Genomic DNA, 25,923 nt, shown 5'->3' with positions numbered 1-25,923 from the left:
AGTTCTGGCATTCCATTGACGGTCCAGCGACCTTATGCAGACCGTTCCAATGCTTTACCCAAGCGCGGCAAACGCGCCTTTTTCATCAGACCTCGCATCTGCCACTCCTCACCAGACAATCGCCGCGCTTCGGACAGCACGTTTTGAGCGGCATCGTTCACAGCATCCGGCTGCGCCTCGAAACACCCCAGAAGAAACCCGTCAGGATCAGCACGCGACAGCCCTTCCTCGGCCAGAATGTTGCGCGGGAAATCCTTGGCATTTGACGTCAGAATGATATCGGACGATCCGGCAATTGCGGCTGCCAGAACATGCACATCCGCAGGGTCCGGTAGCCACAGCCGATGCTCCAACTCGGGCGGGTGCTTCACATTTGAACTTGGCCACCGCGCGCCAAGCATCGCAATCTCACCCCGTGCCTGTGCCTCACCATCGAGGCCCAACCGTGCAGCGGCGCGCGCCCATTCTTCAAGAATTCGGTCAGACCACTGCGGCGCGAACAGACCAGCCGCAGCCACGCCAAGGACCACTTCGCGCATGACGGTGGGGTATAGAACGTTGGCGTCGATCAGCACCTTCATAGGCGGAAAAACAACGCCTTGAGGTAACCGCTTTCGGCCAGTTGTGGCAGCTGAGGGTGATCGGGGCCTGCAAATCCGGTGTGAAGCAGAGCTGGCGATCGCCCTGCCCGCCCGATGCCGCGCGCGGATGCTGCACGGAACTTAGCCAAATCCGCGGCGTGCGAACAGCTGCAAAGCCCCAGAATGCCCCCCTCGGCCACCAAGGGCGCGGCAAGGCGCGCAATCCTTTCATATGCCCGCAAACCGGCATCAAGCGCCTTCTTGGAGGGCGCAAACGCCGGTGGGTCGCAGATCACGACATCGAATTGCGTGCTTTCATCATGCAAGGCTGCCAAGACGTCAAAGGCGTCGCCCTGTCTGGTCTCGAACCTGTCCGCTGCACCCATCTCCTTTGCGCCATCAGATGCAAGCGCCAGCGCTGGCGCAGACCCGTCAACACACAGGGCGGACTGCGCGCCTCCGGCAAGGGCTGCCAAGCCAAACCCGCCCACATGCGAAAACACATCCAGCACGCGTGCGTTGGATGAAACAGACTTGGCAAAAGCGTGGTTCGGTCGCTGGTCGTAAAACAGACCCGTCTTTTGTCCAGCAGCGACATCCGCCATATAGGTCGCCCCGTTCATGGGAACCGGAATGGGATCCGCAGGCATCTCACCTGCAAGAACAGAATTCTGATCATCCAACCCCTCGAGCGCACGTGTCCGCCCGCTTGCATTCTTGATCAGATTGGGAATCTGAGTGACCCTTTGTATCGCCGCAACAAGATCATCCAAACGCGTGTCAGCCCACGCCGCGTTTGGTTGGATCACGGCGGTATCGCCAAACCGATCAATAATCACGCCAGGAAGCCCATCCGCTTCTGCATGGATCAAACGATAGTATGGCGCCTCGAACAACGTCTCGCGCAACGCCAAGGCACGGGCAATGCGTCCTTCGAACCACGCTTGGTCGACAACAGCATTCGGGTCACGGTCCAGCACACGCCCCACGATCTTCGACAACGGATTGACCGCCACGAGACCAAGCGGTGCGCGACCATCGTCTTCCAAAACGGCAAGCGTGCCCGGCGGCAATGCCTTGGTTCGACGGTCCAAGACCGTTTCATTGCCATAGACCCATGGAAACCCGTGCCGAATGCGACGCGCATCTGTCTTGGGACGCATACGCAGTTTCGGGCGGTCGGACGGAAAAGAGGGCGCTGTCATGGCGCCCTCCTCTAATCCCATCGACTGTCTTGTGAAAGATCAGATTTGATTCATCGCCTGGATGAAGCCCAATTGCGGGTTCTTGTACCCTTCAACTGTCGTCAATTCCTGACGGATGACTTCAGCCAAGTGGTTGGTGATCCGCACCTTCTGCGTCAGGCCGCGCGCTTCAGCTCGTAGGGCCTGCTGTCCGCCAAAGCCATCCAGATCGGCACGCACGACGCGGGGCTCGGTCAACAAAGCTCCTGTCTCGGCATGGCGGAGGGTCAGTTCGAAATTGATATTGTGCACACCGCCCACGGTGTAACGGGCCTTTTCCGTCAGAGCGTGGAAACGCAGCACCTTGATGTCCAGTGCAACCGGCACAGCGCCGGAGAGTGGATCCGTACCGCGACGCATAGCCGCGTCAAAGATCGCCGCAACTTGTGCATGACGATCACCGATCGCATCGCCACGCCACACGATATCGGCTTTGGGCAGATAGCGGTTTGCCTCGGAGACAGACAGAGCACGCGGCACACGCACGGTGACGCTGTCCACCCGCACATCGGTCAGCCGGGCAACCAGAGACGTGGTTTCCACCGGTGCAGATTGCGCAAATGGCAGCGCAGGTGCTTCGAAGGGAACGTTACGCGAGGCAACATTTGTATTTGCACAGGCCGAAACAAGGCCACCCATCGCCAACAGCAATACCAGTTTCATGCGTTTCATCTTGGTCTCCAGTCAGGCCACATTCACTGCGCCCTTTATGTTCTGGAGTTCAACCTGCGGGGAGAATGGGGCAGAAATTGGACAAATTTGGTTCAAATAAGCGATTGTTTAGAGACGTGGAACAGTTTCAGGCATCGCGCTGGCGGCTGCGCCAACCACCGCGACGGCGAGGTTGCGCGATCTGTTCCTGCCCGTCGCGTAAGGTCTGTGTCATCGGGTGATCGGGGAAGTCATCCCCGTACTGTTTCAGCAAGCCCGACAACAAATCCGCCGGAACATGTGTGCCCGGTACGCTCAGCGCCCAATCTAAAAAAATGGTCCTGCATTCAGCGGTAGTGATCCCATCAATGCGGTAAGCCTCGAAAATGAGACCCTTTGGGTCCAGATCATCACCTTTCGGCATCACTCACGTTCCTCGCCTTGCGTGGCCGCATCAATGATCGCAGCGGCACGTTCCGTCATCTCAATCAGTCGGTTTTCTGCCGCGCTCCGTGTTTCCAACTCCACCGCCCGCATCAATACCTCTTGACCCCCTGCCCCTAGCGCATCCGGATCAACCGCATCCACGCTGAGCAAGCGCGAGGCAATCTGCACACGCCACAATAGCGCGTGGGTTTGGGAAAGATGCTGTGCATCTACGTCACTCAAAATGCCTGCGGCGACACAGGCATTCAGACCGTCCCGAACCCCAGACCTTACCTCGCCCGTCAGCACGGCACCAGTTTGTGCGAAAAGCTCGATGTCCTGCAGACGTCCAGCACCAGTCTTTGCATCCCACACAGATGAGGGTTGTCTGGCACCTGCGATGCGTGCCCGCATATCTGAAAGTTCAACGAGGACCGCGCGACGATCACGCACTTGACCAATTATCGAACGACGAAACTGCTCTACATCTTCAGCAAAGCTGTCAGGCCCTGCCACAACTGTTGCACGCACCAGGGCCAAATGCTCCCACAACCATGCATCTTCGCGCTGATACCGCTGGAATGCGGACCAGCTCGTCGCGACAGGCCCCTGATTGCCTGATGGGCGCAGCCGCATGTCGGCCTCGTAGAGCCGTCCTTGAGCAGTTTGTGTTGTGATCGCCGTAATCATGGCTTGCGTCAGGCGTGCGTAGTAGCTGCGGGTTTGTAGCGGTCGGGGGCCATCGGACTGATCAACACCATCCGGATCATAGACCACAATCAGATCAAGGTCGGATTGAGGGGTCAGGTGCCCCGCCCCCAAACTGCCCATACCAAGCATGACGCCGCCTCGTCCCGGTGGTGGACCGTGCCGTTTGGCAAAATGCGCCTGCACTTCTGGCCAGAGCGCCGCGATGCTCGCCCTGGCAAGATCGCTGTATTGCTTCCCAGCCTCTGTCGCGGTTGTAAGCTGGCGCAAATGGTGCACACCAATACGAAAATGCCATTCTTTGGCCCAGGCTCGTATGGCGTCCAACTTGCCTTCGTAGTCCGGTTCAGCCGCCAAACGGGCGATGGCCAGATCGGTCAGAGCAGAGCCGCCCGGCCACGCGTCAAAGAAGCTGCCGCCAATCACGGCATCGAGCACACCGGCATTGCGCGACAAATACTGTGCCAATGCGGGCGACGTTCCAACGATATCGACCAACAGGTCGATGAGCTGCGGGTTCGCCTCGAACAACGAAAAGAGCTGCACACCTGCAGGCAGACCTGCAAGAAATCCGTCAAACGCGGCCAGCGCCTCTTGCGGTTTTGTGGCCGACGACAGACGCTCAAGCAATACAGGCTCAATGCGGTCAAACAGGGCCGCGCCCCGCACGCTACGAAGTGCGGGATAGCTGCGCCAACGCGCTTGCATCGCATCATCCAGTACCATGCTCGGTTTGGGATCGCGGGCGTCCGGAGCGAAGAAGCCCTCGGTCTCTGCGTGCACGGACGACAGACGATCCTTCAACTCTCCTTCAAGCGACGCCCGCTCTGTACCCATCATGGCAGCCAGCCGCTCGAACCCCTCATCGCTGCCCGGCAACTTGTGGGTTTGCGCGTCGCGCTGCATCTGGATGCGGTGTTCAACGGTGCGGGCGAAGCGGTAATGATCCGTAAGTGTCTCGGCAGTGGCAGCAGGCACCCAGTCCTTAGCGGCGAGACGGCTCAGCCCCGTGACCGTATCGCGCACCCGCAAGTCCCGGTCGCGCCCGCCCGCGATCAACTGCCGGGTTTGAGTGAAGAACTCGATTTCACGAATGCCGCCCCGTCCCAATTTCATGTCATGACCGGGCAAGGTTATGGGACCGCCAGTGCCCTTATGCGCGCGGATGGCAAGACGCATATCATGCGCGTCTTGCACAGCAGCAAAGTCCAGATGCCGACGCCAAACAAAGGGACGAAGTTCGTCCAGAAAGGCTCTCCCTGCTGAAAGATCGCCTGCACAGGGACGCGCCTTGATGTAAGCCGCCCGCTCCCATGTCCGGCCCAGGCTTTCATAGTAGCGCTCTGCCGCGCCCATCGACAATACAACCGGCGTCACCGATGGATCAGGCCGCAAGCGCAGATCGGTACGAAAAACATACCCATCCTCGGTCAGGTCGCTAAGGAGCTTGCACATCTCCTGCACCGCACGCACGCATCCTTTGCGCACACTTGCATAGTCCGACGGATCATGCCGCGTTTCATCAAAAAGGCAGATGAGATCAATGTCGGATGAATAGTTCAGCTCAAACGCGCCCATCTTGCCCATGGCCAGCACGAACAGGCCGACCTCAGTGTCCGGCAGGCGCCCACGGCGCACCTGCTCTTCGACGGCGGCAGACAAAGCAGCGTCACAGGCCATATCTGCAAATCGCGTCAACGCGCCCGTCACATCCTCAAGCGACCACGCCCCTGCCAAATCTGCCAAAGCCGCCAACAGGGCAACACGGCGCTTCGCCTGCCGAAGGGCCGGCTTCAGCCTGCTCAAATCTTGGCTTGGAGGCCCAAGCACTTGCTCAATAGCAGCATCAAGGTCGTCCAACGCTGTTGGCAGCCAATCGGCCTCTTTTTCGATCAACCCTGCCAGATAAGGACTGCACCCTGCCGTTCCCACAATCAGATCGTGCAAAGCTCCGCTGACTGCGGGGACTGAAGACGCCGCCGCCTGTCCCCGTTCGAGGTCAAACGGGCGGGGCATCCGCATGATATGATCCTTCAAACGCATGGCCGCACCATCAAAGGCAGACCAAGCGCCGTCAATGGCCCTTGCGCATGGTAGCGCGCTAAACGACAACTTCAGATCATGAGCAAAAGCTTGAAACGTGTACGCGCTGCGCTGGACGCGGCAAAGACTGATACCCGGATCATGGAAACGCCGCTGGCCCGTACTGCTGCCGATGCTGCAAACGCCATCGGATGCGAGATTGACCAGATCGCGAAGTCGATCATTTTCCGGGGGCAAGACAGCGGCAGGGCCGTTCTGTTCATCACAGCGGGCGGCAACACCGTTGATGCGACCAAGGCGGCTGTCGTTGCGGGCGAGGCGTTGGGCAAGGCAAATGCTGCCCTCATCCGCGCCCAAACAGGCTTTGCGATCGGTGGCGTTTCTCCCGTGGGACATCTGAATCCGATCCGCACATATTTGGATCCACGCCTTGTGGATTTCGATGTTGTGTGGGCTGCTGCGGGCACACCGCATCACGTTTTCAGGATCAAACCCGACGACTTGCGCGAAATTTCGGGCGCACAACCATCTGATTTTACATCACAATAAGCGGGTATGTGAAAAAGATTTACATTAACCCTTGCAACCCGGGCCCGTGATGCCAATTTTTAGTGATGTGAAACGGCTTCACATACAATCACACATCTTCGGGGCGCCGACCCCGCATCACGCGAAAGGTTCGAAAATGACGTCCATGTCCACCACTGCCCCCGCCCAGCACAGCGCAGGCGGTTGGTTTTCCAAGACCGAACGCTGGCTTGACGACCGCGGCAAAGGTGCCTGGATCGCGGCGATGGTCCTCGGTTTCATCTTCTTCTGGCCCATCGGCCTTGCCCTTCTGGCCTACATGATCTGGAGCAAACGCATGTTCTCTAAATCCTGCACGACGCGCCGCATGAGCGGTGCAATGACCACGATGCGTTCGACCGGCAACTCGGCATTCGATGCCTACAAGGCGGATACGCTGCGTCGGTTGGAGGAAGAACAGCACAATTTCGAAGCCTTCCTTGAGCGCCTGCGCGAAGCAAAGGACAAGTCCGAGTTCGACCAGTTCATGGACGAACGCGCAAAGGCCGCGAAGTCCGAAGACTAAGTACATCGGTCCCGGCATTATGTCCGGGACCGCCTCCATTCTCCCCTTCGGAGCATATGAATGCACCTCGCTGACCCAATTACACAACCGCAGTTTTATCGCGACGTGGCCGGGAAACGGTTCATGGCGTGGATCTTAGACACGATCATCATCGGCCTCATCTGCGCCTTGGTTTTGCCCTTTACCGCCTTTCTCGCCGTATTCTTCTGGCTTGGTTTGTACGCAGTTGTTGGCTTTATGTATCGAACAATCACCCTGGCGATAGGATCGGGCACCTGGGGCATGCGCCTTATGGCAATCGAAATCCGGGATCTCGTCGGGTGCTCGTCTGGATTTGGGTCAGGCATTCCTGCACACACTGGGATACACGATCAGCTGGGCCGTTGCGCCCCTTCAACTGATTTCAATCGTGTTGATGGCGACATCCAACCGCGGTCAGGGTTTGACCGATATTGTGATGGGAAGCGCTGCATTAAATCGGCGCGCGCGTGCCTGAAGCCACGTTACGCACTTGCCAGCAATGCGTGCACTGGTATCATTTGCGCGAACTTTTGCTGGATACCGATGCGCCACACGCTTCCCCTTGCCCCGCAGTTTTATGTGACTGCGCCTCAGCCCTGCCCGTATCTGGACGGGCGGATGGAGCGGAAGCTGTTCACGGCCCTGCAGGGTGAGAACGCTGAAAAACTGAATGATAGCCTGAGCCAACAAGGCTTTCGACGGTCGCAAAATGTACTGTATCGTCCATCTTGCGCCGATTGCTCCGCCTGCTTGTCCGCACGCATCGACGTGTCCGCCTTCAGCCCGTCAAAAAGTCAAAAACGCACCATCAAGCGCAATGAAAGCCTTGAACGCCGCGCGACATCGCCATGGGCGACCGAGGAACAATACGCCCTTTTCCGGGACTACCTTGATAGCCGACACGCCGACGGTGGCATGGCGGATATGGACGTGTTCGAATTCGCCGCGATGATCGAAGAAACGCCGATCCGCAGCCGGGTGATTGAATATGTCGACAAGACGTCAAACGATTTGACTGGCGTCAGTCTGACCGATGTGCTGACTGATGGGCTGAGCATGGTCTACAGCTTTTACAAGCCGGGCCTGCAACGCCAATCCTTGGGAACGTACATGATCCTCGATCACGTTCGGATCGCGCAGGAAGCTAATCTACCGTACGTATATCTTGGCTATTGGGTGCCCGGCAGTCAGAAAATGGGCTACAAATCCAAGTTCTCTGGGCTTGAGGTTTATATTGGTGGTCGCTGGCAAAAGATGCGCAACCCGGAAACTTTCAGCCCGGATATGCACCCCCTTTCTACCGATCCCATTGCAGAACAAGTCGCAAATATCTCGCTGCCGGACACACGACCCACACGCTAATCTTCAGGGACGCCGCTGGCCCTTGATCTGGTACGCAATGGTATTGCCGCACATGCATTTCCTCAGGCGTCCGAATACCTGACTGCCGTCCGTCTCCGCGAACGGATCAATCCAAGTCTCTTCCGCCGTGCTAAGCCTTTGGCATCGCCAGCAGTGCAGCAGCACGAACCGCCCTGCAAACAGGTCCTGGTTGAAATCTACCGGCACTTCTGCAGCTCCGATGTCTATGTGCAATGGACGGCCTTCAAGACCTGCCACGCGCTTCTGAAATGCACGCAATCGGCCAAGCTCTTCCGAAGGTTGCGACACACCGTTGTCCAGTGACGGATACTGACGCATCTGCGAGATCTTGTTGTTCAATGCCTGCGCAACCCGGTCCAGTAAATCGTCAACCGGTAGATACGCACGAAACCGGCCGTCCAGCGCGGAGTAGTTCCAACTGTCGTTTCGAACAGACACCAGCCAGGCCGACATCATCACATCCTCATTCGAACCCCTACAGGTACTACCTGTCATCCACCACCAACGGAGGCCAGCGGATACATCGCATCGCGTTTGGAACGAGACGCCAAACGCTGCGCGTTATAGAAAAAGGGCGGCCTACTGGCCGCCCCATATTCGGTTCACTGAACACTTAGTTCGGAATGAGGTCCGGTATCAACGTCACGATGCCAGGGAACGTCCAAAGCAAGGCCAGCCCAGCCACCTGGATCAACACGAACGGAATGATCCCACGGTAGATGTGGCCCGTCGTCACTTCCTTCGGCGCGACCCCTCTTAGATAGAAAAGCGCAAACCCGAAGGGTGGTGTCAGGAACGACGTCTGCAGGTTCACCGCGATCATGATCGTGACCCATTTCGGATCAAACGTGCCGCCGTAGATAACCGGCCCCACGATCGGGATCACGATGTAGATGATCTCGAGGAAATCGAGCACGAAACCCAGAATGAACAACACCAGCATAACGATCAGGAACACCGTGAACTCGTTGTCGAAAGACTTGAGGAACTGCTGGATGTAGTGTTCGCCGCCGAAAGAGATCACGACGAGGTTCAAAAGCTGCGACCCGATCAGGATGGTAAACACCATCGACGTCACCTTGGCCGTTTCTCGCACAACCGGGCTTAGCACGCCCGAAGTGTATAGGATCCAGCACGAGAACAGCAGACCGAACAGGGCATACAGGTACGCACCGTAGGCTACGAAGAACGCGAACCAGCTTTGTGCAGACACACCGCTTTGGTTGATACGCAGGTCAAAGTTCACACCGACGAGGATACAAACGATGATCGCCAGCGTGGACCAGATGATCACTTTCGGACTGCGATCCATATCCGTCAGCTTGCGGTAAGCCGCCAGCATGATCGCACCACCCGCGCCCAATGCCGCTGCAGGCGTTGGGTTCGTGATACCACCCAGGATCGAGCCAAGCACGGCCACGATCAACACCAGCGGCGGGAACACAACGCGCACCAGTTCGTTCTTTGCACATCGCTTCACGCCCTCAACCGCGCCGTAAATGATCAGTGCAAAGGGGATGAACATGACCGCCACATAGTACCCTGCACTGTTGAGCGGCCCGATGAACAGTATGTCGGCCAGCAGGGCAAGGACCACACCAATGCCACCAATGATCAGTGGCTGGTTTTCCTTGCTTGGCGCGATGCCCTTGGCCGTGGTCAGGATCAAACCAAGCAGGATCAGCAGGATCGCTGTGCCAGTGCCGATGGGGGCAGCCGACGCAACCTTGGCCTCGATCGCTGCGGCGAGTTCTTCCTCGCTCAGACGTTCAGATTGCTGGACGCCACCCGATGAGTCGATTTCCTCTTGTTGTGCAACAGCGTCGTCCCATGCAGCTTGGCCGTGCAACTCGATCATGGACGCCTTGCACTCTTCTCCGACATTCGTGCGTAGGCTGGCTGATTGGCCAATGTCGGAAAACGCCGACACGGTTGAGGATTGGCTGCCGACAATGTTCAGGTTCCCCAGCAGAATGGTACCCACAATGATCAGGACAGGTGCACCCAGGAACCACGTGAATGCCTCACCGCGCGTAATCGGTTCGGCGTTGGTTGCGCCCATTTCGACTGCAGGTGCCTTCTCAGGATTCAAAAGCGCATAGCCGAAGGCATACAGAGCATAAAGCAGCGCGAGCATGATGCCCGGCAACAGAGCCGCTTGGAACAGCGTACCCACCGACACGACCGCAGGCTCACCCAGATAGGTCAGCGCATCTGTGCAACCGGCAACCTGTGCCCGATTTTCCTGAGCGGCCGAGTAAAGGTCGCCAGCAAGTGTGCCCAGAAGAACGATCACGATGGACGGCGGAATGATCTGCCCCAAGGTGCCAGAGGCTGCAATCACGCCTGTCGCGATCTCGGGTGAGTAGTTGTTCCGCAACATGGTCGGCAGCGCCAAGAGGCCCATGGTCACAACCGTCGCACCCACGATGCCGGTCGATGCGGCAAGGAAGGCACCCACAACAACGATGGACACAGCCAGACCGCCCGGCAGCGGACCAAAGACGCGAGCCATGGTTGTCAGAAGGTCATTGGCAATCTTCGAACGTTCTAGCGTGATGCCCATCAGAACAAACATCAAAACGGCCAGCAGCGTTTCGATGGATTGACCCGCCAGCACACGCTCGTTCATCCGGTTCACGACAAAGGACACGTTCCGGTCCAGCGCGACTTCCCAACCGTTGGGGAACACAGGTTCGCCAATGCGCGGCAAGTCGGGGTATCGGAACACGCTGATCGTATCGGGTTTGACCCCCGAATTGACCAGATCACGGTAGGCTTGTGCACTTTCGTCAATCGCCTGGTGGATCAACAGCCCGGCACTGTCGAGCGACGCGATGATCCCGAAGGAGATGACCCCTGCCCCAGCAATCGCAAACGCAACGGGAAAGCCGGAAAGAATGCCTCCAAAGAGGCAGACAAAGACGATGATCAGGCCAATTTCTACGCCATCAAGTCCAAACAACATTGTTTACTGCCCCTAACTCAGTGTGTGCCTTCGTAGGCTTCTTCGCCCTCGCCCAGCGTATCGCGATCGAGATATTTGCCTTCGCTCTCTTCGCCTTCCCTCCACTCAAGATACGAGCGGTAGAAGAAGGCGATTGCGTGCAGGAATACGAGCCCCGCAAAGGCGACCAGCAGGATTTTGAACAGGAAGTACCCGTTGAAGCCGTTGGGGCTGAACCCGATCGTTTCAACGTTCCAGCGCACTGCGCGGGCCGACCGCTCAGCGCGCTCAATATCCCAACTTGCGGCCGGTTTGGGCGTCACCAAGTGGCGCCACAGGAAGTACCAGCCGTACATCCAGATCAGCGTGGCCGAGGGCAGCATGAACACCAACGAGCCAAACATATCGATCACGCGCTTGGTGCGGAACTTCACCGCGGAATAGAAGAGGTCCACACGCACATGCCCGCCCTGCACGAAGGTGTAGGTGACGCACATGCAGACAACGAGCGCGTTATAGAGCTTCAACTCTTCTGCGAACCAGGAGATGTCGAACTGCAACGGGATGCCGAAGCCGATTGAGATATCTGGCCGGGTAAAAATCCGCTGCATGAATACAATGATGATCTGCTGCAGCACCATCAAAAGGCCAGCCCAAGCAAAAAGGCGTCCAGAGGTGTTGGCAATCCCCTCCATCACCCGAACGCAGCCCCACATGAACTCGCGTTTCCAAAAGCCGACGGCGGTGGCAACAAGGATAATGGCGAGGACAGCAAAGAAGAATTGCGTCGACCCGCCATAGTAGACGAATTTCATCAGGGACAGTTTGTCCTCAGGCGTGTTGGCCCAAGTGACCCAATCCAGCCATGACCCCGGATGGGTGATGGCATAGGCGATGTTGTAGAAGGCCAGGCCCAGGCTCTGAAAGAACCACAGAACGCCATCTACAAGCGTTGCAAAGGTGCCCGCGGCTTCTGCGCCGTTTTCGTTTTCCATGGATGTGCCCCCTACGATCTGGCCAAAGTGTGGCAGTCTGATCGCCTCAGTTCCTCACGTGAACCAAGGGCCCCGATCATCGGAGCCCCTGGCGTTTTCAGAAAAAGTCGGCTTAGCCGCCCAGCACGCGCACGCGCTGTTGGACATAGTAGCCGTCGGATTTGTTGATCCAGCTGGCCGAGGTGGCGAGGCTTTCTTCGAACGAGGCGCGTGTTTTTGCAAACAGCTCGTCGCCCATGTTCTCGTCCATGACTTCGGCGGACGCAGCACCGAATGCATCCCAGACATCATCCGAGAATTGCAGCGTTTTTACGCCTTGCTGTTGCAGACGCGCCAAAGCCGCACCGTTGTTGGCAAGTGTTTCGGCCAACTGGTAGTGCGTGGTTGCACGTGCACCGTTCGTCAGGATTGCCTGGTGCTGTGGTGTCAGGTCGTTCCAGACGTCGAGGTTGACGTTGGCGGCCAGCGCCGATCCCGGCTCGTGGAAACCAGCGGTGTAGTAGACTTTCGCCACTTCCTGGAAGCCGGCGCGTTCGTCAGCCATCGGGCCAACCCACTCCAGACCATCCAGAGCACCGGACGACAGCGCTTGGTACAGTTCACCACCGGGGATGTTCTGCACGGATGCGCCCAGTTTGCCCAGAACCTTGCCACCTAGACCGGGCATACGGAACTTCAGGCCGTTGAAGTCAGCCGCCGAATTGATCTCGTTGCGGAACCAGCCACCGGATTGCGAACCGGAGTTACCCGCCAACAGACCTTTGAGGTTGAAGATCTCGCCCAGCTCGTCGTGCAGCTCTTGGCCGCCGCCGTGCTCATACCAGTTGGTGACTTCCTGCGCGGTGCCACCGAACGGCACAGCCGTATAGTAGGCATATGCAGGGTGTTGACCGATGAAGTAGTAGTCAGCCGAGTGATACATGTCAGCCTGGCCGGACGACACGGCGTCAAACACTTCGAACGCGCCAACTAGCTCGCCAGGGGCTTTCTTGTCGATGGTCAGCTGACCATCAGACATCTCGCCCACGAATTGCTCAAGGTAGCTTGCCGCGTCATCCAGAACGGCAAAACCGCGGGGCCACGATGTAACCATTGTCAGGGTGCGCTTGCCCTGCGCATAGGCCGGCGCGGCCAGAGTTGTTGCCGCGGCGGCGGACCCACCAAGTGCAGACGTCTTTAGAAAAGAACGACGATCCATAGAGATACTCCTCCCAAATATGATGCCCTTCCCCTCCCAGGGGGGCGGATCGTTTCGAGTGCCGATACACTAGCGATGGCGGCCACGATGAAAATACCTAGTACTGCGTAGAAAGTCGGCAATTCCACGCGTTTGGTCAGTTTTTTCACCAATTTTGCCCGCATTTCATTCTACCCTGATCCTGTTAGCGCACGTAATTTTCGCTGTTCCCCTTTGATTCGAGCGGTAATCCGCGTATCGAATCGCGTTGTGCGACGTACCCTTTCCAACCTGCGCCTGAGCTATGCGCAAAAGCTGTCACTCGTGGCTGCGGTTCCGCTTATCCTTGCGGTCGCGGCAATCGCTGTCTTGGTTGCCATACAATCCCGCGCGTTGGCCGAACGGGAGATACAGGCTCTGGAAACCCAGTTGATCGAGGCCAAGAAAAGGGAACTGCGCAACTACGTGACGCAGGCCCGCAATGGTTTCTACTTCATCTATGGATCCGCCGCACCCGACGATCAGGAAGCCAAAGATCAGGTGGCCCAGATTCTGTCTGCCATGATCTACGGGGATGAGGGGTTCTTTTTCGTCTATGACTATGACGGCACAAATCTGGTCAACCCGCGCCAGACCGAGATGATCAACAACAATCATCTTGCGCTCACCGACAGCCGGGGCACGCATGTCGTTTCCAACCTGATCGATATCGCGCGCCAGGGCGACGGGTACCTGACCCACCTTTGGCCGAAGCCGTCCAACGGTCAGGAAGCGGAGATGATCACCTATGTCACCTCCTTCCCCTCGTGGCGTTGGGCTGTTGGCACCGGCGTCTATATTGATGACGTCCTGACCTCGGTTGCTGAGGCGCGCGCCGATGTTGAAACCCGGGTGCAACGCACGTTCTACTATATATCCGCCATCACGTTGGCTGCCCTGCTGATGGTCTTTGGCTCCGGCATGGCGCTGAACTTTCGTGAACGCCGTCTGGCCGATGCCAAGCTAAAGAAACTGACGCAACGAGTCTTTGACGCGCAGGAAGAGGAACGTGGCCGCGTCGCCCGCGAGTTGCATGATGGCATCAGCCAGATTCTTGTCGGTGTCCGCTATGCGCTCGACAGCGCGCGTCGGCGTTTGGACAAAGGCAGCGGCGACGCCACAGCTCCGCTGACACAAGGAATAGACAACTTGGGCACGGCCATTTCGGAAGTGCGGCGTATCAGCCGTGACCTTCGTCCGGGCGCATTGGACGACTTGGGACTCGGTCCCGCCCTCAAGGCCCTGATCGAAGATTTTGCAAACCGGACCGAGATCGAGACGGATTTTCAGACTGTGGTGTTCCGCAACCGACTGGACCAGGATGCAAAAATTGCGCTCTATCGCATTGCGCAGGAAGCGCTCACAAACATTGAACGGCATGCCGCAGCAACAAACGTATCCGTCGATCTGCGTGGTCACAAACGGGGAGCAACGCTGCGCATCTCTGACAATGGTGTCGGTCTTGATCAGTCTCTAAGCCGGAGATCCGCAGGAATTGGATTGCGAAACATGCAAGAGCGTGTGGAGCAACTGGACGGCACGTTGCGTATTTTGTCTGGAGCGGGCCAGCAGGGTGGTACCGTGATCGAAGCAACGGTACCATTGACGCACCTGCTGCCACCAGAAAGCTCGACACCCGGTAAGGAGCGCGCACGCGCATGACTGAATTAGTTCGCGTTCTGATCGTCGACGATCACCCCATGGTCGCGCAGGGCATCCAATCTGTGCTTGAGGACCATGACGGGATTTCAGTCGTGGGGACACTCGGCACCGGTCGTGCGGTGATTGATCAGTTGGACGCCCTAGATCCCGACGTCATTCTGATGGATCTCAACATGCCCGAAATGGGTGGCCTGACCGCAACCGAGCTTGTGCTGGAAAAACGCCCGGGCACACGCATTCTTATCTTATCCATGCATGACAGTCCCGAATACATCTCATCCGCCCTGAGCCACGGTGCGATGGGTTACGTGTTGAAAGACGTACCGACCGAAGAGATTGCACAGGCGATAGAAACTGTCATGAAAGGTGAACGTTACCTGTGCACTGGGGCAGAAGGGGCCATTGCGCCCAAGCGCGCAGATGTCGCCAGCGCGCTCACCGGGCGCGAGCAAACCATCCTGCTGCAACTCGCACAAGGGCTGTCCAACAAGGAAGTGGCAAACGCCTTGGACATCTCCGTACGGACGGTTGAAACCCACCGCAAGAATATCAAGCGCAAGCTAGGCATATCGTCCACCGCCGGTCTGACACGCTATGCACTTGAGCATGGCGTGCTGCAGGGCACCGGCAACGCGCTTTAGGCGGCGCTTCCTAACGATTTCTAAAGTGATCAGTGGCAATGCTCGGGCATGTCACAGCTGTCTTTTCAAACCAAGTCTGCACCTGAGACGGACGCAGAACGCTTTGCACAACGGCGGGCTGCCATCGACTTGATCGCAACCACCCGGGCAAGGGCCATACGTTCGGCATTGTTTGGATCATATCTGTTTCGTGTAAATCCACTTGGTCCCGAAACCAGTGAAAAGCGGGCGCAATGGCGGGCCGTCCTGAACGAACAGCGTGACGCTATCGCACGTTCGGCGGCACTTGTGCAGGGAACGGACCCCCAAAAGGCCGTGCCTGACTGGGTCTGTGAGTGGATTGGACAGCATGGATCCGAAAACCCCAAGACGGTCGCTGCCTTTGTGAGAATGAGCGACCTCACAAACGATGTCGCCCTTGCCGCTGGCGGCGATGATGTCCGACGGTTGCGCGACGCTCTTGATGTCCATTTGCGGGTTGGACGCGGTGGTTTCTTCGAAAGCGTCACTGGGTTTTGCGACGGTCTTTGGGCTAAGCTGGACGCAACGCGCCACGCAGAGGTGGAACGCGCAAGTGCGGCCGGGAACGCCATTTCCAAAACTCTGACGCGGCTTGAGCAGATCGGCAAACATGTCCGCCTTGTGTCTCTCAACGCCTCGGTCGAAGCAGCACGCGCCGGCGATGCAGGCCGCGGCTTGGGGGTGATCGCGGTCGAATTCAAAACCCTGGCCGAAGAGATTCAGATGCTGGCCACCACAGCCCGCTCCGAGATAGCGGCCATGACTGGCAGTGAGGATGGCTGCAGCATCGCAAAAAGAGGCAAAAATTACCTTTAATGTCGGCAAGAAGACCTCACGCGAAACAAAGTTTCACATTTTTCCAGCCGCGGGACAGTTTTTTCTGTTTTTCCACTGTTGACCCTCCTTTGGGGTACGCATAATGTTCGCTCACGCAGAAAAGGACCTCAGGGTTAATGACTGAACTAGTCGTCATTGTAGTGGACATGCGCATGGGCCGGTAACGGAAATCCAGATCGACACCCATGCGCCCCCGAAACCCGGGGGTTTTTTTATGCGCAACAGAAACCGCAAATCGGAGCACGCGGAACATGACACGTCAAATGACCGGAGCGAAAATGGTCGTCCAAGCCCTCATTGATCAGGGTGTGGACACGGTATTCGGATATCCCGGTGGCGCTGTGCTACCGATCTATGACGAGATCTTTCAGCAGAACTCGATCAAGCACATCCTTGTGCGTCACGAACAAGGCGCAGTGCACGCAGCCGAAGGGTATGCACGTGCGACAGGCAAGCCCGGCGTGTGCCTTGTTACCTCCGGTCCCGGTGCGACAAACGCCGTGACCGGTTTGACAGATGCGCTGATGGACTCGATCCCGATCATCGTTCTTACAGGTCAGGTTCCTACATTCATGATCGGATCGGATGCGTTCCAGGAAGCGGATACGGTCGGCATCACCCGCCCCTGCACAAAACACAATTGGCTTGTGAAGGAAACTGACGGCCTGTCAGGCGTCATTCATGAGGCATTCCACGTGGCAACCGCTGGCCGCCCCGGCCCAGTGCTGATTGACATCCCAAAAGACGTGCAGTTCGCAACCGGGACATACAACGCGCCCAAACCTTCAACCTCCCACTACCAGCCGCAGGTCAAGGGTGACATGGAGGCGATCACAGAGTTGGTTGCCGCGATTGAGACAGCCAAACGCCCGATTTTCTATACAGGTGGCGGCGTCATCAACTCCGGCGCGGGCGCGAGCCAGCTGCTGCGGGAGCTTGTGGATGCGACAGGCTTCCCCATCACGTCGACCTTGATGGGTCTCGGATGCTACCCTGCCAGTGGGAAACACTGGATGGGCATGCTTGGCATGCACGGTCTTTATGAGGCAAACATGGCGATGCACGATTGCGATCTGATGATCAACATCGGCGCACGGTTCGATGACCGGATCACCGGCCGCATCGGCGCGTTTAGCCCTAAATCAAAGAAAGCGCATATCGACATCGACCCGTCCTCGATCAACAAGGTGATCAAGGCGGACATCCCGATTGTTGGCGATGTGGGCCATGTCTTGGAAGACATTTTGAAGGTCTGGAAATCACGTGGACGCAAGACCAATCAGGCTGCGGTGGCACAGTGGTGGTCCAAGATTGATGAATGGAAGGCTGTTGATTGTCTGAAGTTCACGCAAGAAGGCAAAACCATAAGACCCCAGCACGCGTTGGCGCGGCTGGAAGCTTTGACCAAAGACCACGATCGCTACATCTGTACCGAAGTGGGCCAGCACCAGATGTGGGCGGCACAGTACCTCGACTTCGAAGACCCAAACCGCTGGATGACATCCGGCGGCTTGGGCACAATGGGCTACGGATTCCCTGCTTCGATTGGGGTACAAATGGGACATCCCGAAGCGTTGGTGATCAATGTGGCGGGCGAAGCGTCTTGGCTGATGAACATGCAAGAACTGGGGACGGCGATGCAGTTCAACCTGCCGGTCAAGCAATTCATCCTCAACAACGAACGCTTGGGTATGGTGCGTCAGTGGCAGGAGCTGCTGCATGGCGAACGCTATTCACATTCGTGGTCCGAAAGCTTGCCCGACTTCGTAAAACTTGCCGAGGCGTTTGGCGCCAAGGGCATCATCTGCTCCGATCCGGACGACCTGGATGAAGCAATCATGGAGATGATCAACCACGATGGACCCGTCCTGTTCGACTGTCTGGTTGAGAAACACGAAAACTGCTTCCCGATGATCCCATCAGGCAAGGCGCATAACGAGATGCTGCTGGGCGAGGCCGAGACACAGGGTGTAATTGATGCCAAGGGGAGCGTTTTGGTCTGATGCAGCGTAGTGTGGTTTCGGTAATCTCAGCAGTTTTCGCACTGTCTGCATGTGACGCGCCGGCCCCTTCAAAGGACGGTCAATCATCCCGCGCCGAAATCTCGTTCATCGACGACCCGCAACTGAAGCAACATTCAAATGTCACGCTAGATGCAAAGACACGCGCCGCATTTGAAGATTTCAAAGCGGAACCCAACGCTCATGGCGCATTCTATGTGCCACGAGACGGCAGAAGCTGGGGATGGCACAGAAACACCGCCACTGCGGCGGATGCCAAGAAGACAGCCAAGGTGACATGTGAGTTCTTTGCGAAGCGGACCTGTATTCTCTATGCGACATGGGAGGGTGGTCCGACAGATGCGCTTGACGCCCTGCCCGCGCAATACAAAGAGAGACTAGGCAAAGCGCTTCGAGAGAACCGCCTTGGCAACGACTTGGCGTTGGCGGTTTCTCCCATTGGGTCATATGGGTGGTCATGGAATTACGGGTTTGACGCCGAGGCGAAGGCCAGTGCGCTAAAGCAGTGTAATGAAAGCGTCGACAAGCGGCGCCCAAGTTTCGATCCGCCGCAACGAGAAGCCTACGAGCAGAACGGCGTTTTCGATTGCCGCATCCAATTGTTCTTCTGAAGCAACCTCGAAAGACACCGCCATGTCCGCACTAAAGATCAAAAAAGGCTCCACCAGCCACTCGGCCTACAACCTGCGTCCTACCTTTTCGGACGTGGAAGAGCGTCACACCCTAGCGGTACTGGTCGAGAACGAACCAGGAGTTCTAGCCCGTGTCATTGGTCTGTTCTCGGGGCGGGGCTACAACATCGAAAGCCTGACGGTGGCCGAGGTAGATCACACCGGCCATCTGTCCCGCATCACAATTGTGACCACTGGTACGCCGCAAGTGATCGAGCAGATCAAGGCGCAGCTGGGACGGATCGTATCTGTGCACGAAGTCCACGACCTTACAGTCGAAGGACCGTCTGTTGAACGGGAACTGGCCATGTTCAAAGTCTCGGGCCAAGGTGAGAAACGCGTGGAAGCGCTGCGCCTGGCTGATATTTTCCGCGCCAACGTGGTCGACAGCACTCTGGAAAGCTTCGTGTTTGAGATTACCGGCGCCCCGGACAAGATTGACGCTTTTGCTGACTTGATGCGTCCACTTGGGCTGGTAGAGGTGGCACGGACGGGCGTTGCCGCCCTGCCCCGTGGCGACTAGGCAAAGGGTTCGCCTACCTTCAGCAAACGCTTTTCATAGGGTGTTAACTCATCTTGCGTGCAGTATCCCGACGCGCGCGCTGCGGCCTTTGCGGCTCCAATGCTCGTACCGAGATGCTCATAGATCATGCGCACGACCCGGTCATTGCTAAGTGTCTCTTGTACGGTGCGCGCCACATACCCAACCCAGACATTGTTTTCAAAAGATGTCACCCGGCTCAGATAATTGAACGATGCTGTGTGAGACCCCCGACGCGAGATCAGTGCACTCACGCCGTCTTCCTGACGCAAGACCAACCCACGAAACTCGCGCGCCTGCCGCGTGATGGGCATTCCCTGCACACCCAAGGCTGCTTTGGTTTCGTACCCCCGCACAATCGTGGCCCCGTCATCTCTGAAGACGCGTACCAGTCCCGTCACAAATCTGTCGGTGTCTAGAAAGCTGGCCCGGACGAAACGATAAAACCCACTAGGAAAAAGGTTTTCATCAATCAGCCCAACCCCCGCTCCGACGAAATCCTTAAGGAGCGGACCAGTAAGTGGATCAGACCCCGGCATAATGTTTTGAACGGGTTCAAGCAGCACGCGTGCATCAACATCAAAGAAGTCACAGATGCGTGCCAAGACATCAGGCCGCGGAAAGCTCTCTCCAGAAAGATAGCGATTGAACTGTGTCCGGTTGATACCCAACTGGCGGGACAGCTCGGAAATGGACGGATAGCTTTCGGCAAGAATCCGCAAGTTTTCACCGAACATGCTGCGCAATTCCGCCGGTGATCTGCGCGTTTCAGGCATAGTTGTCTCTTCGTTTTGTGCTCGAATCGGAATGTAATCGTTAATCCGACGCCAATCCGAGCCACTTGCTCAAAACGTGACGCCAATTCGCATCAAGGGTGACGCAAAACTGCTTCTGAACGATACTGTTCCAGACACAAAATGCAAGCGAACGTTACCGACTTAGACATGTCGTAAATGTCTAGAATTGAGTTTGATAAAAATTGTCTAACTCTGGGTAGAGCAATGATTGGTGTCATCCTTTGGAGCGATCCAACAACTGAGAAAGCAGTCATCTGGTGTGAGGACCACGGCGACCTCGCTTTCCTGTCGCGAGACGATTGTGATTCACTACCGGAAGCATTCTTTGATGTTGGCGACATGGTCGAGTTTGATGCTTTTGCCGAACGCAATCTACGCAAGGTACGGCGCGCGCATCTGCTGCAGCAAAACCATGACACAACCCTACCCGACAGCCTGCATCAAATAAGACACGAGAAGCGCGCACTTGTCGATGTCACGGACTCGGCAGAAATCATTCCTTTCCGCCTTCATTCCAAAGCCCATCCAGCTCCGGAGCGTATGCCGCAACAGATGCGCAGTGTCTAAACCTTAGACAATATGTCGGACACGGAAAAATTCTGTCGAAAATCTACACACCTCAACCGCCGTGACACATACCTTGTGTGTCAAACAGCAGGTGGGGAATGCGAATGGAAACGACAACCCTGAGTTCAGTGCGCCGCCCGATTTCGTCTGCACATGGCCTGCCGAACGAACACTACACCAGCCCGGCTGTGTTCGATGAGGAGCGCGAGGCGCTTTTGATGGCAGGCTGGTCAGGTTTGGCCGTTGCGGCAGACGTTCCGACACCAGGCGATGCCGTTCCGCTCACCTTTCTTGGGATTCCCTTGCTCCTGATCCGGGACAAGTCGGGTACGGTACGCGTGTTTCACAACATCTGCCGCCATCGGGGCATGATCCTGGTCGATGCACCCCGCAAGATCGAAGGGGCCATACGCTGCCCATACCACAGCTGGTGTTACTCAACCGAAGGACGACTGGTTTCAACGCCCCATGTGGGCGGACCGGGTCAGAACACAGCCGAAGGTATCGACAAGTCCCTTCTGGGGCTGATCGAAGTGCGCAGCCACCTGTGGATGGATGTCGTTTGGATCAATCTGTCTGGTGATGCCCAGCCCTTTGAAAAAGCCAACGCAGATTTGCTTGCCCGTTGGATTGAGTTCGACAAACCATTGTATCACGGGGGCGAAGACAGCCATTTCCAACTCAGCGTGAACTGCAACTGGAAACTTGCCGTCGAGAACTACTGCGAGAGCTATCACCTGCCGTGGGTACACCCGGATCTCAACACGTACTCGCGGCTCGAAGATCATTACCACATCGAAGCCCCCAATAGATACTCAGGGCAAGGCACGCGCGTTTATCGGCAATTATCTGGTGACGACAATCGCACATTCCCAGACTTCGAGGGATTGAGCGACAAGTGGGACACCGCGGCGGAATACATCACAGCCTATCCAAATGTGCTGCTAGGTGTGCATCGCGATCATGCCTTTGCCATCATATTGGTCCCACAGGGCCCAGGGCAAACGACCGAAAACGTCCACCTGTATTACGCGCAGCCTGACACCGATCCCGCTTTGAGGATGCGCAACGCCGCGCAGTGGAAGCAGGTTTTCGAGGAAGATATTTTTGTTGTGGAAGGTATGCAGCGCGGCCGTCAAACACCGGCGTTTGACGGCGGTCGCTTCTCACCGGCGATGGATGGGCCGACGCACCTGTTCCACACCTGGGTTGCAGAACGGATGATGGCCCATCGCGCGGCGGCCAATGCGGCCGAATGAATGATCTTGAGCAGCGTCTTCTGGCGGCACATACCGATGGCAAACACGCTACTTTGGTCGGTCTGTATCAAGAGGCTGCGACTGCGGCGCCGTCGGAGAATGAACGCGCCTTTTTGCTGACGCAAGCACACGTCTTTGCCTTGGACACGGCACATCCGGATGCCCCGCTTCTGCGTCAAATGCTGATCGACATGGGGCGCGAGACACCGCTTTAACGCGCACCTGCCGCCATTTGCGCATAGATGTGCCAGGATGCGTGCCCAAGCCACGGCAGAACGATCACCAGCCCAAGCAGTCCGGGTAGCATCGCCAGAAACAGCAAAACCACGATGACAGCCGCCCAACTTAGCATGGGGACAATGTGGGCCTGCACATGCCCCCAACTGGCGAGGATTGCGGTCATGTAATCCACCTCGCGCGCCAGTAGCAGCGGCAGGCCAAATACGCACATCGAAAAGAAGATAAAGGCAAAGATGCCTCCGACAACGGTGCCAAGCGCAATCATCATCAAGCCATCTATGGTCAGGAAAACATCAAACGATGTCGTGACGTTCACCATGGGTTTGAGGCCCAGAAACAGTGCGAAAATCATGTGCCCCAGAAAAAACCAAAACAGCAGCGCAACCACCATCAGCATGGACAGCCATGGCAGTTGTCTCCCCCGTTCTTCCCGCAGCTGTGCAAGGATTACGCCGATGCCCGCAGGTTGCCCCATCCCGATCCGCCGCGACACTTCGTAAGTTCCAAGTGCACAAAGTGGAGCCACCAGAGGGAACCCGAAAACGGCCAGGATCAGCCAGAACGTGTGACCGGCCCACATTGTCAGGCCAATCAAACCCCAACCCGCAATGACCGAGGCAATCCCGGTCAACAGACCAAAGCCGGGGGCTGTGCGGAAATCACTCCAACCCGCGGATAATGCATGGCGAATAAACGCAGGCCGTGGCGCATCAAATGGTGGCACACCTGCCGGGAGGCTGGGATACGGATTCGCTTCCATTATATGAAACCCTCCATTCCGGGACGGCGCGCAGGCCAGTCCGTCATATCGTGCCATGCCTGTGACAATCGCAGCAAGAGCGCGTCACTGCCGCGCCGCCCAATCAATTGTAGTCCCATGGGCAGATCGCGCGGACCACCAAAACCGGCCGGTACACACACAACAGGCAAGCCAAGCAAACTCGCAGGCACCACGACTTCCATCCAGCGGTGATATGTATCCATCGCCGTGCCACCGATCTCGCGCGGCCAATCAATTGAAACGTCGAAAGGCCACATCTGGGCCGATGGCAGTACAAGCACGTCGTAGCGTTCGAACAAGGTCGTGGCGGCCCTGAACCAGCTTGATCTTACCACACTAGCCTGGTGCACTTCCATGGCAGACAAGGCAAGACCGCGTTCGATCTCCCAAATCGCTGTGTCTTTCAGTTGGTCGCGCTTGGCTGGGTCCGCATACAGAACCTCAAGGTTCCCTGCCACAGCCCAACTGCGCAACGTGATCCAGGACGACCAAATAGCATCGCGATCAAACGGAGCCGGCAAGGCGTCCACCGTGACGCCCAGCCCTTCCATCTCCGTCAACGCCGCTTTGCACAGGTCCAACATACCAGCCTCCATGGGCAACGCGCTGCCCCAATCGCCCAACCAGCCAATGCGTAAGCCGTCGGCACCGCCACCGATCTGTGGCAATGCGGGCGGCGCATCGACACCATGCGGCTGGCGTGGATCGGACCCTGTCATCGTATCCAGAAGGGCTGCCAGATCGCTCGGTGTACGGGCCATCGGCCCATTTGTGGAAAGCTGATGCAAGAAGCTATCGCCCATCGGTTCCGACGGCACGAGGCCCCAGCTTGGCCGCATCCCATACACATTGTTCCATCCCGCCGGGTTGCGCAAAGACCCCATCATGTCCGAGCCGTCGGCGACGCTCAGCATCCCAGTGGCCAAGGCCACCCCTGCCCCACCAGATGACCCGCCTGCACTGCAATCAACATTGTATGGGTTCCGCGTGGCGCCAAAGACCGGGTTGACGCTGTGCGACCCCAGGCCAAACTCCGGCGTATTTGTCTTTCCGATGATGATGGCTCCGGCAGCACGCAACCGGGCCACCATGATATCATCGGATTGCGCCACCTGTCCGGCAAACAAAGGTGACCCCATAGAGGTCGGCAGGCCCTTGGCGTTTGCCAGATCCTTGATAGCCATCGGGATGCCATGCAACCAACCTGCCTTAGGCGCTGCATCAGCCGCGCGCGCCTCGGACATCAAAGCGTCGGCATCTCGCAACGACACAATCGCGTTGACCTTTGGATTGATTGCAGAAATGCGGTTAAGCGTCTGCTCCATGAGCGCTTCTGCAGTGATGTTGCCCGCATCCAACTGTGTCCGCAGTGCGAGCGCACCTTGCTGGATCATGTGATTGGCCTCCCTTCGAGTTGGCAGGCCAAAGGCGGGTTACTCCGCCTGCGCCTCTGCCCGGGACTTGCCCGATACATCCAAAGCTAACGTGGCCGCCATCAACCCATCAAGGTCTCCGTCCAGAACGCCCTTGGTGTCGGACGTCTCGTAATTGGTACGCAGGTCTTTCACCATCTGGTAGGGCTGCAAGACATAGGACCGAATCTGGTTGCCCCACCCCGCATCGCCCTTGTTCTCATGCATCTCGTTCACAGCAGCATTCCGGCGGTCCAACTCCATCTGATAAAGGCGGCTTTTCAACGCCTTCATCGCAATGTCGCGGTTCTGGTGCTGGGATTTTTCAGAGCTGGTGACGACAATACCCGTGGGCGCGTGGGTGATCCGCACCGCCGAGTCGGTTGTGTTCACGTGCTGCCCGCCCGCGCCGGACGACCGGTAAGTGTCGATGCGAATGTCGGCAGGATTCACCTCAATCTCAATATTGTCGTCCACCACGGGATAGACACCGACGGAGGTAAAGCTGGTGTGGCGTTTCGCGGCACTGTCAAACGGGCTGATGCGCACAAGTCGGTGCACGCCGCTTTCCGACTTTAGCCAACCATAAGCATTCTGGCCGCTGATCTTGTAGGTGGCCGACTTGATGCCAGCCTCTTCCCCCGCGCTTTCGGACTGCAGTTCAACCTTATAGCCCTTCTTTTCCGCCCAACGGACATACATCCGCGCCAGCATTGCGGCCCAGTCACAGGATTCTGTTCCGCCCGCGCCCGAGTTGATCTCAAGGAAGGTGTCGTTGCCGTCAGCCTCACCATCAAGCAGCGCCTCAAGCTCTTTCTGAGCCGCCGTTTCGGCCAGTGCCTTAATCGCAGCTTCCGCGTCAGCGACAACCTCGTCATCTTCCTCCATCTCACCCAACTCAATGAGTTCGATATTATCTGCCAGATCCTGCTTGATGCGATCATGCGTTTCCATGGCATCCACAAGCATCTGGCGGTCACGCATCAGCTTTTGCGCAGCCTCGGGATCGTCCCACAGGTTGGGGTCCTCGACACGCGCGTTGAACTCTTCCAGCCGGTGCTGGGCCGTTTCAACATCCAGCCGCTGAGCCAACAAAGCCACCGACTTTTCAATCTCTTCGACGACATTCTGAATTTCGGCGCGCATGTCCCATCCTTCTTGGCAG

General features: G+C 57.4%; 25 protein-coding genes. 12 read left to right on the top strand and 13 right to left on the bottom strand.

What is annotated here, in order from left to right; all coding sequences use genetic code 11:
- Positions 1 to 32: 32 nt before the first annotated feature.
- From ACZ1HN_RS13010 to ACZ1HN_RS12990, 5 genes are all read right to left on the bottom strand, one after another.
- Entirely contained in the window at positions 33 to 581 is a 549-nt protein-coding gene (locus ACZ1HN_RS13010) for an RSP_2648 family PIN domain-containing protein (protein WP_472727808.1), read from the bottom strand.
- Entirely contained in the window at positions 578 to 1,786 is a 1,209-nt protein-coding gene (locus ACZ1HN_RS13005) for an RSP_2647 family RNA methyltransferase (protein ID WP_472727807.1), read from the bottom strand. Before ACZ1HN_RS13005 ends, ACZ1HN_RS13010 begins: the two co-directional genes overlap by 4 nt.
- Before the next feature lie 39 nt (positions 1,787 to 1,825).
- Positions 1,826 to 2,497 (bottom strand): DUF6778 family protein, encoded by a 672-nt coding sequence (locus ACZ1HN_RS13000; RefSeq protein WP_472727806.1) that lies wholly within the window; start codon positions 2,495 to 2,497, stop codon positions 1,826 to 1,828.
- A gap of 127 nt (positions 2,498 to 2,624) precedes the next feature.
- On the bottom strand, positions 2,625 to 2,900 hold the full coding sequence (locus ACZ1HN_RS12995; protein ID WP_299702803.1) for a hypothetical protein: 276 nt from the start codon (positions 2,898 to 2,900) through the stop codon (positions 2,625 to 2,627).
- Complete coding sequence (locus ACZ1HN_RS12990) at positions 2,900 to 5,653, bottom strand: [protein-PII] uridylyltransferase family protein (RefSeq protein ID WP_472727805.1); 2,754 nt, start codon at positions 5,651 to 5,653, stop codon at positions 2,900 to 2,902. The genes ACZ1HN_RS12995 and ACZ1HN_RS12990 overlap by 1 nt, the downstream gene beginning before the upstream one ends.
- Before the next feature lie 78 nt (positions 5,654 to 5,731).
- Between ACZ1HN_RS12990 and ACZ1HN_RS12985 the strand changes: the two genes are divergently transcribed.
- The 3 genes from ACZ1HN_RS12985 to ACZ1HN_RS12975 all read left to right on the top strand — a co-directional run bounded on the left by ACZ1HN_RS12985 (position 5,732) and on the right by ACZ1HN_RS12975 (position 8,129).
- Positions 5,732 to 6,202: a YbaK/EbsC family protein gene (locus ACZ1HN_RS12985; RefSeq protein ID WP_472727804.1), complete on the top strand. Its 471-nt coding sequence runs from the start codon at positions 5,732 to 5,734 to the stop codon at positions 6,200 to 6,202.
- Positions 6,203 to 6,338: 136 nt separating this feature from the next.
- Positions 6,339 to 6,746, top strand: coding sequence for a DUF2852 domain-containing protein (locus ACZ1HN_RS12980; RefSeq protein ID WP_299207077.1), 408 nt, complete (start codon positions 6,339 to 6,341; stop codon positions 6,744 to 6,746).
- 564 nt (positions 6,747 to 7,310) lie between these two features.
- Positions 7,311 to 8,129, top strand: a complete 819-nt coding sequence (locus ACZ1HN_RS12975) for an arginyltransferase (protein ID WP_299702812.1) — start codon at positions 7,311 to 7,313, stop codon at positions 8,127 to 8,129.
- A gap of 3 nt (positions 8,130 to 8,132) precedes the next feature.
- Here the strand turns inward: ACZ1HN_RS12975 and ACZ1HN_RS12970 are convergent, their stop codons facing one another.
- From ACZ1HN_RS12970 to ACZ1HN_RS12955, 4 genes are all read right to left on the bottom strand, one after another.
- Complete coding sequence (locus ACZ1HN_RS12970; RefSeq protein ID WP_472727803.1) at positions 8,133 to 8,606, bottom strand: hypothetical protein; 474 nt, start codon at positions 8,604 to 8,606, stop codon at positions 8,133 to 8,135.
- Between the two features lie 157 nt (positions 8,607 to 8,763).
- Positions 8,764 to 11,118, bottom strand: coding sequence for a TRAP transporter large permease (locus ACZ1HN_RS12965; protein WP_472727802.1), 2,355 nt, complete (start codon positions 11,116 to 11,118; stop codon positions 8,764 to 8,766).
- A gap of 17 nt (positions 11,119 to 11,135) precedes the next feature.
- Entirely contained in the window at positions 11,136 to 12,092 is a 957-nt protein-coding gene (locus tag ACZ1HN_RS12960) for a TRAP transporter small permease subunit (RefSeq protein WP_472727801.1), read from the bottom strand.
- 112 nt (positions 12,093 to 12,204) lie between these two features.
- Positions 12,205 to 13,290: a TRAP transporter substrate-binding protein gene (locus ACZ1HN_RS12955; RefSeq protein ID WP_472727800.1), complete on the bottom strand. Its 1,086-nt coding sequence runs from the start codon at positions 13,288 to 13,290 to the stop codon at positions 12,205 to 12,207.
- 249 nt (positions 13,291 to 13,539) lie between these two features.
- Here ACZ1HN_RS12955 and ACZ1HN_RS12950 point away from each other — a divergent pair, with 249 nt between their 5' ends.
- From ACZ1HN_RS12950 to ilvN, 6 genes are all read left to right on the top strand, one after another.
- On the top strand, positions 13,540 to 14,970 hold the full coding sequence (locus ACZ1HN_RS12950; protein WP_472727799.1) for a cache domain-containing protein: 1,431 nt from the start codon (positions 13,540 to 13,542) through the stop codon (positions 14,968 to 14,970).
- Positions 14,967 to 15,611, top strand: a complete 645-nt coding sequence (locus tag ACZ1HN_RS12945) for a response regulator transcription factor (protein WP_472727798.1) — start codon at positions 14,967 to 14,969, stop codon at positions 15,609 to 15,611. Before ACZ1HN_RS12950 ends, ACZ1HN_RS12945 begins: the two co-directional genes overlap by 4 nt.
- Positions 15,612 to 15,659: 48 nt before the next feature.
- Positions 15,660 to 16,448, top strand: a complete 789-nt coding sequence (locus ACZ1HN_RS12940) for a methyl-accepting chemotaxis protein (protein ID WP_472727797.1) — start codon at positions 15,660 to 15,662, stop codon at positions 16,446 to 16,448.
- A 272-nt stretch (positions 16,449 to 16,720) separates the two neighbouring features.
- The gene (locus ACZ1HN_RS12935) at positions 16,721 to 18,472 is read left to right on the top strand and encodes an acetolactate synthase 3 large subunit (protein ID WP_472727796.1); all 1,752 of its coding nucleotides are present in this window, start codon (positions 16,721 to 16,723) and stop codon (positions 18,470 to 18,472) included.
- Positions 18,472 to 19,101 carry a hypothetical protein gene (locus ACZ1HN_RS12930; RefSeq protein ID WP_472727795.1) on the top strand — a complete coding sequence of 210 codons (630 nt, stop codon included), beginning with the start codon at positions 18,472 to 18,474 and terminating at the stop codon, positions 19,099 to 19,101. Before ACZ1HN_RS12935 ends, ACZ1HN_RS12930 begins: the two co-directional genes overlap by 1 nt.
- 22 nt (positions 19,102 to 19,123) lie before the next feature.
- On the top strand, positions 19,124 to 19,684 hold the full coding sequence (gene ilvN, locus ACZ1HN_RS12925) for an acetolactate synthase small subunit (RefSeq protein WP_299207102.1): 561 nt from the start codon (positions 19,124 to 19,126) through the stop codon (positions 19,682 to 19,684).
- On the opposite strand, the gene ACZ1HN_RS12920 is transcribed toward ilvN, so the two are convergent.
- On the bottom strand, positions 19,681 to 20,478 hold the full coding sequence (locus ACZ1HN_RS12920) for a helix-turn-helix domain-containing protein (protein ID WP_472727794.1): 798 nt from the start codon (positions 20,476 to 20,478) through the stop codon (positions 19,681 to 19,683). The genes ilvN and ACZ1HN_RS12920 overlap by 4 nt on opposite strands.
- 177 nt (positions 20,479 to 20,655) lie before the next feature.
- Here ACZ1HN_RS12920 and ACZ1HN_RS12915 point away from each other — a divergent pair, with 177 nt between their 5' ends.
- From ACZ1HN_RS12915 to ACZ1HN_RS12905, 3 genes are all read left to right on the top strand, one after another.
- Positions 20,656 to 21,066, top strand: coding sequence for a hypothetical protein (locus ACZ1HN_RS12915; RefSeq protein ID WP_472727793.1), 411 nt, complete (start codon positions 20,656 to 20,658; stop codon positions 21,064 to 21,066).
- 98 nt (positions 21,067 to 21,164) lie between these two features.
- Positions 21,165 to 22,325, top strand: coding sequence for an aromatic ring-hydroxylating oxygenase subunit alpha (locus ACZ1HN_RS12910; RefSeq protein WP_472727792.1), 1,161 nt, complete (start codon positions 21,165 to 21,167; stop codon positions 22,323 to 22,325).
- Positions 22,322 to 22,540, top strand: coding sequence for a hypothetical protein (locus ACZ1HN_RS12905; RefSeq protein WP_299207110.1), 219 nt, complete (start codon positions 22,322 to 22,324; stop codon positions 22,538 to 22,540). Before ACZ1HN_RS12910 ends, ACZ1HN_RS12905 begins: the two co-directional genes overlap by 4 nt.
- On the opposite strand, the gene ACZ1HN_RS12900 is transcribed toward ACZ1HN_RS12905, so the two are convergent.
- Genes ACZ1HN_RS12900 through prfB form a run of 3 tightly spaced genes read right to left on the bottom strand, consistent with a single transcriptional unit; the run spans position 22,537 to position 25,904 of the window.
- Positions 22,537 to 23,325 carry a DUF2189 domain-containing protein gene (locus ACZ1HN_RS12900; protein ID WP_299702841.1) on the bottom strand — a complete coding sequence of 263 codons (789 nt, stop codon included), beginning with the start codon at positions 23,323 to 23,325 and terminating at the stop codon, positions 22,537 to 22,539. The two genes, ACZ1HN_RS12905 and ACZ1HN_RS12900, sit on opposite strands and share 4 nt — an antisense overlap.
- Positions 23,325 to 24,740: an amidase gene (locus ACZ1HN_RS12895; RefSeq protein ID WP_472727791.1), complete on the bottom strand. Its 1,416-nt coding sequence runs from the start codon at positions 24,738 to 24,740 to the stop codon at positions 23,325 to 23,327. The genes ACZ1HN_RS12900 and ACZ1HN_RS12895 overlap by 1 nt, the downstream gene beginning before the upstream one ends.
- A gap of 39 nt (positions 24,741 to 24,779) precedes the next feature.
- Positions 24,780 to 25,904, bottom strand: coding sequence for a peptide chain release factor 2 (gene prfB / locus ACZ1HN_RS12890; RefSeq protein WP_299207116.1), 1,125 nt, complete (start codon positions 25,902 to 25,904; stop codon positions 24,780 to 24,782).
- Positions 25,905 to 25,923 lie beyond the last annotated feature (19 nt).

The organism is Tateyamaria sp. GN1-10 (assembly GCF_055693845.1).
The sequence above is the reverse complement of the archived record's forward strand: the minus strand, read 5'-3'. Positions and strand labels throughout refer to the sequence as shown.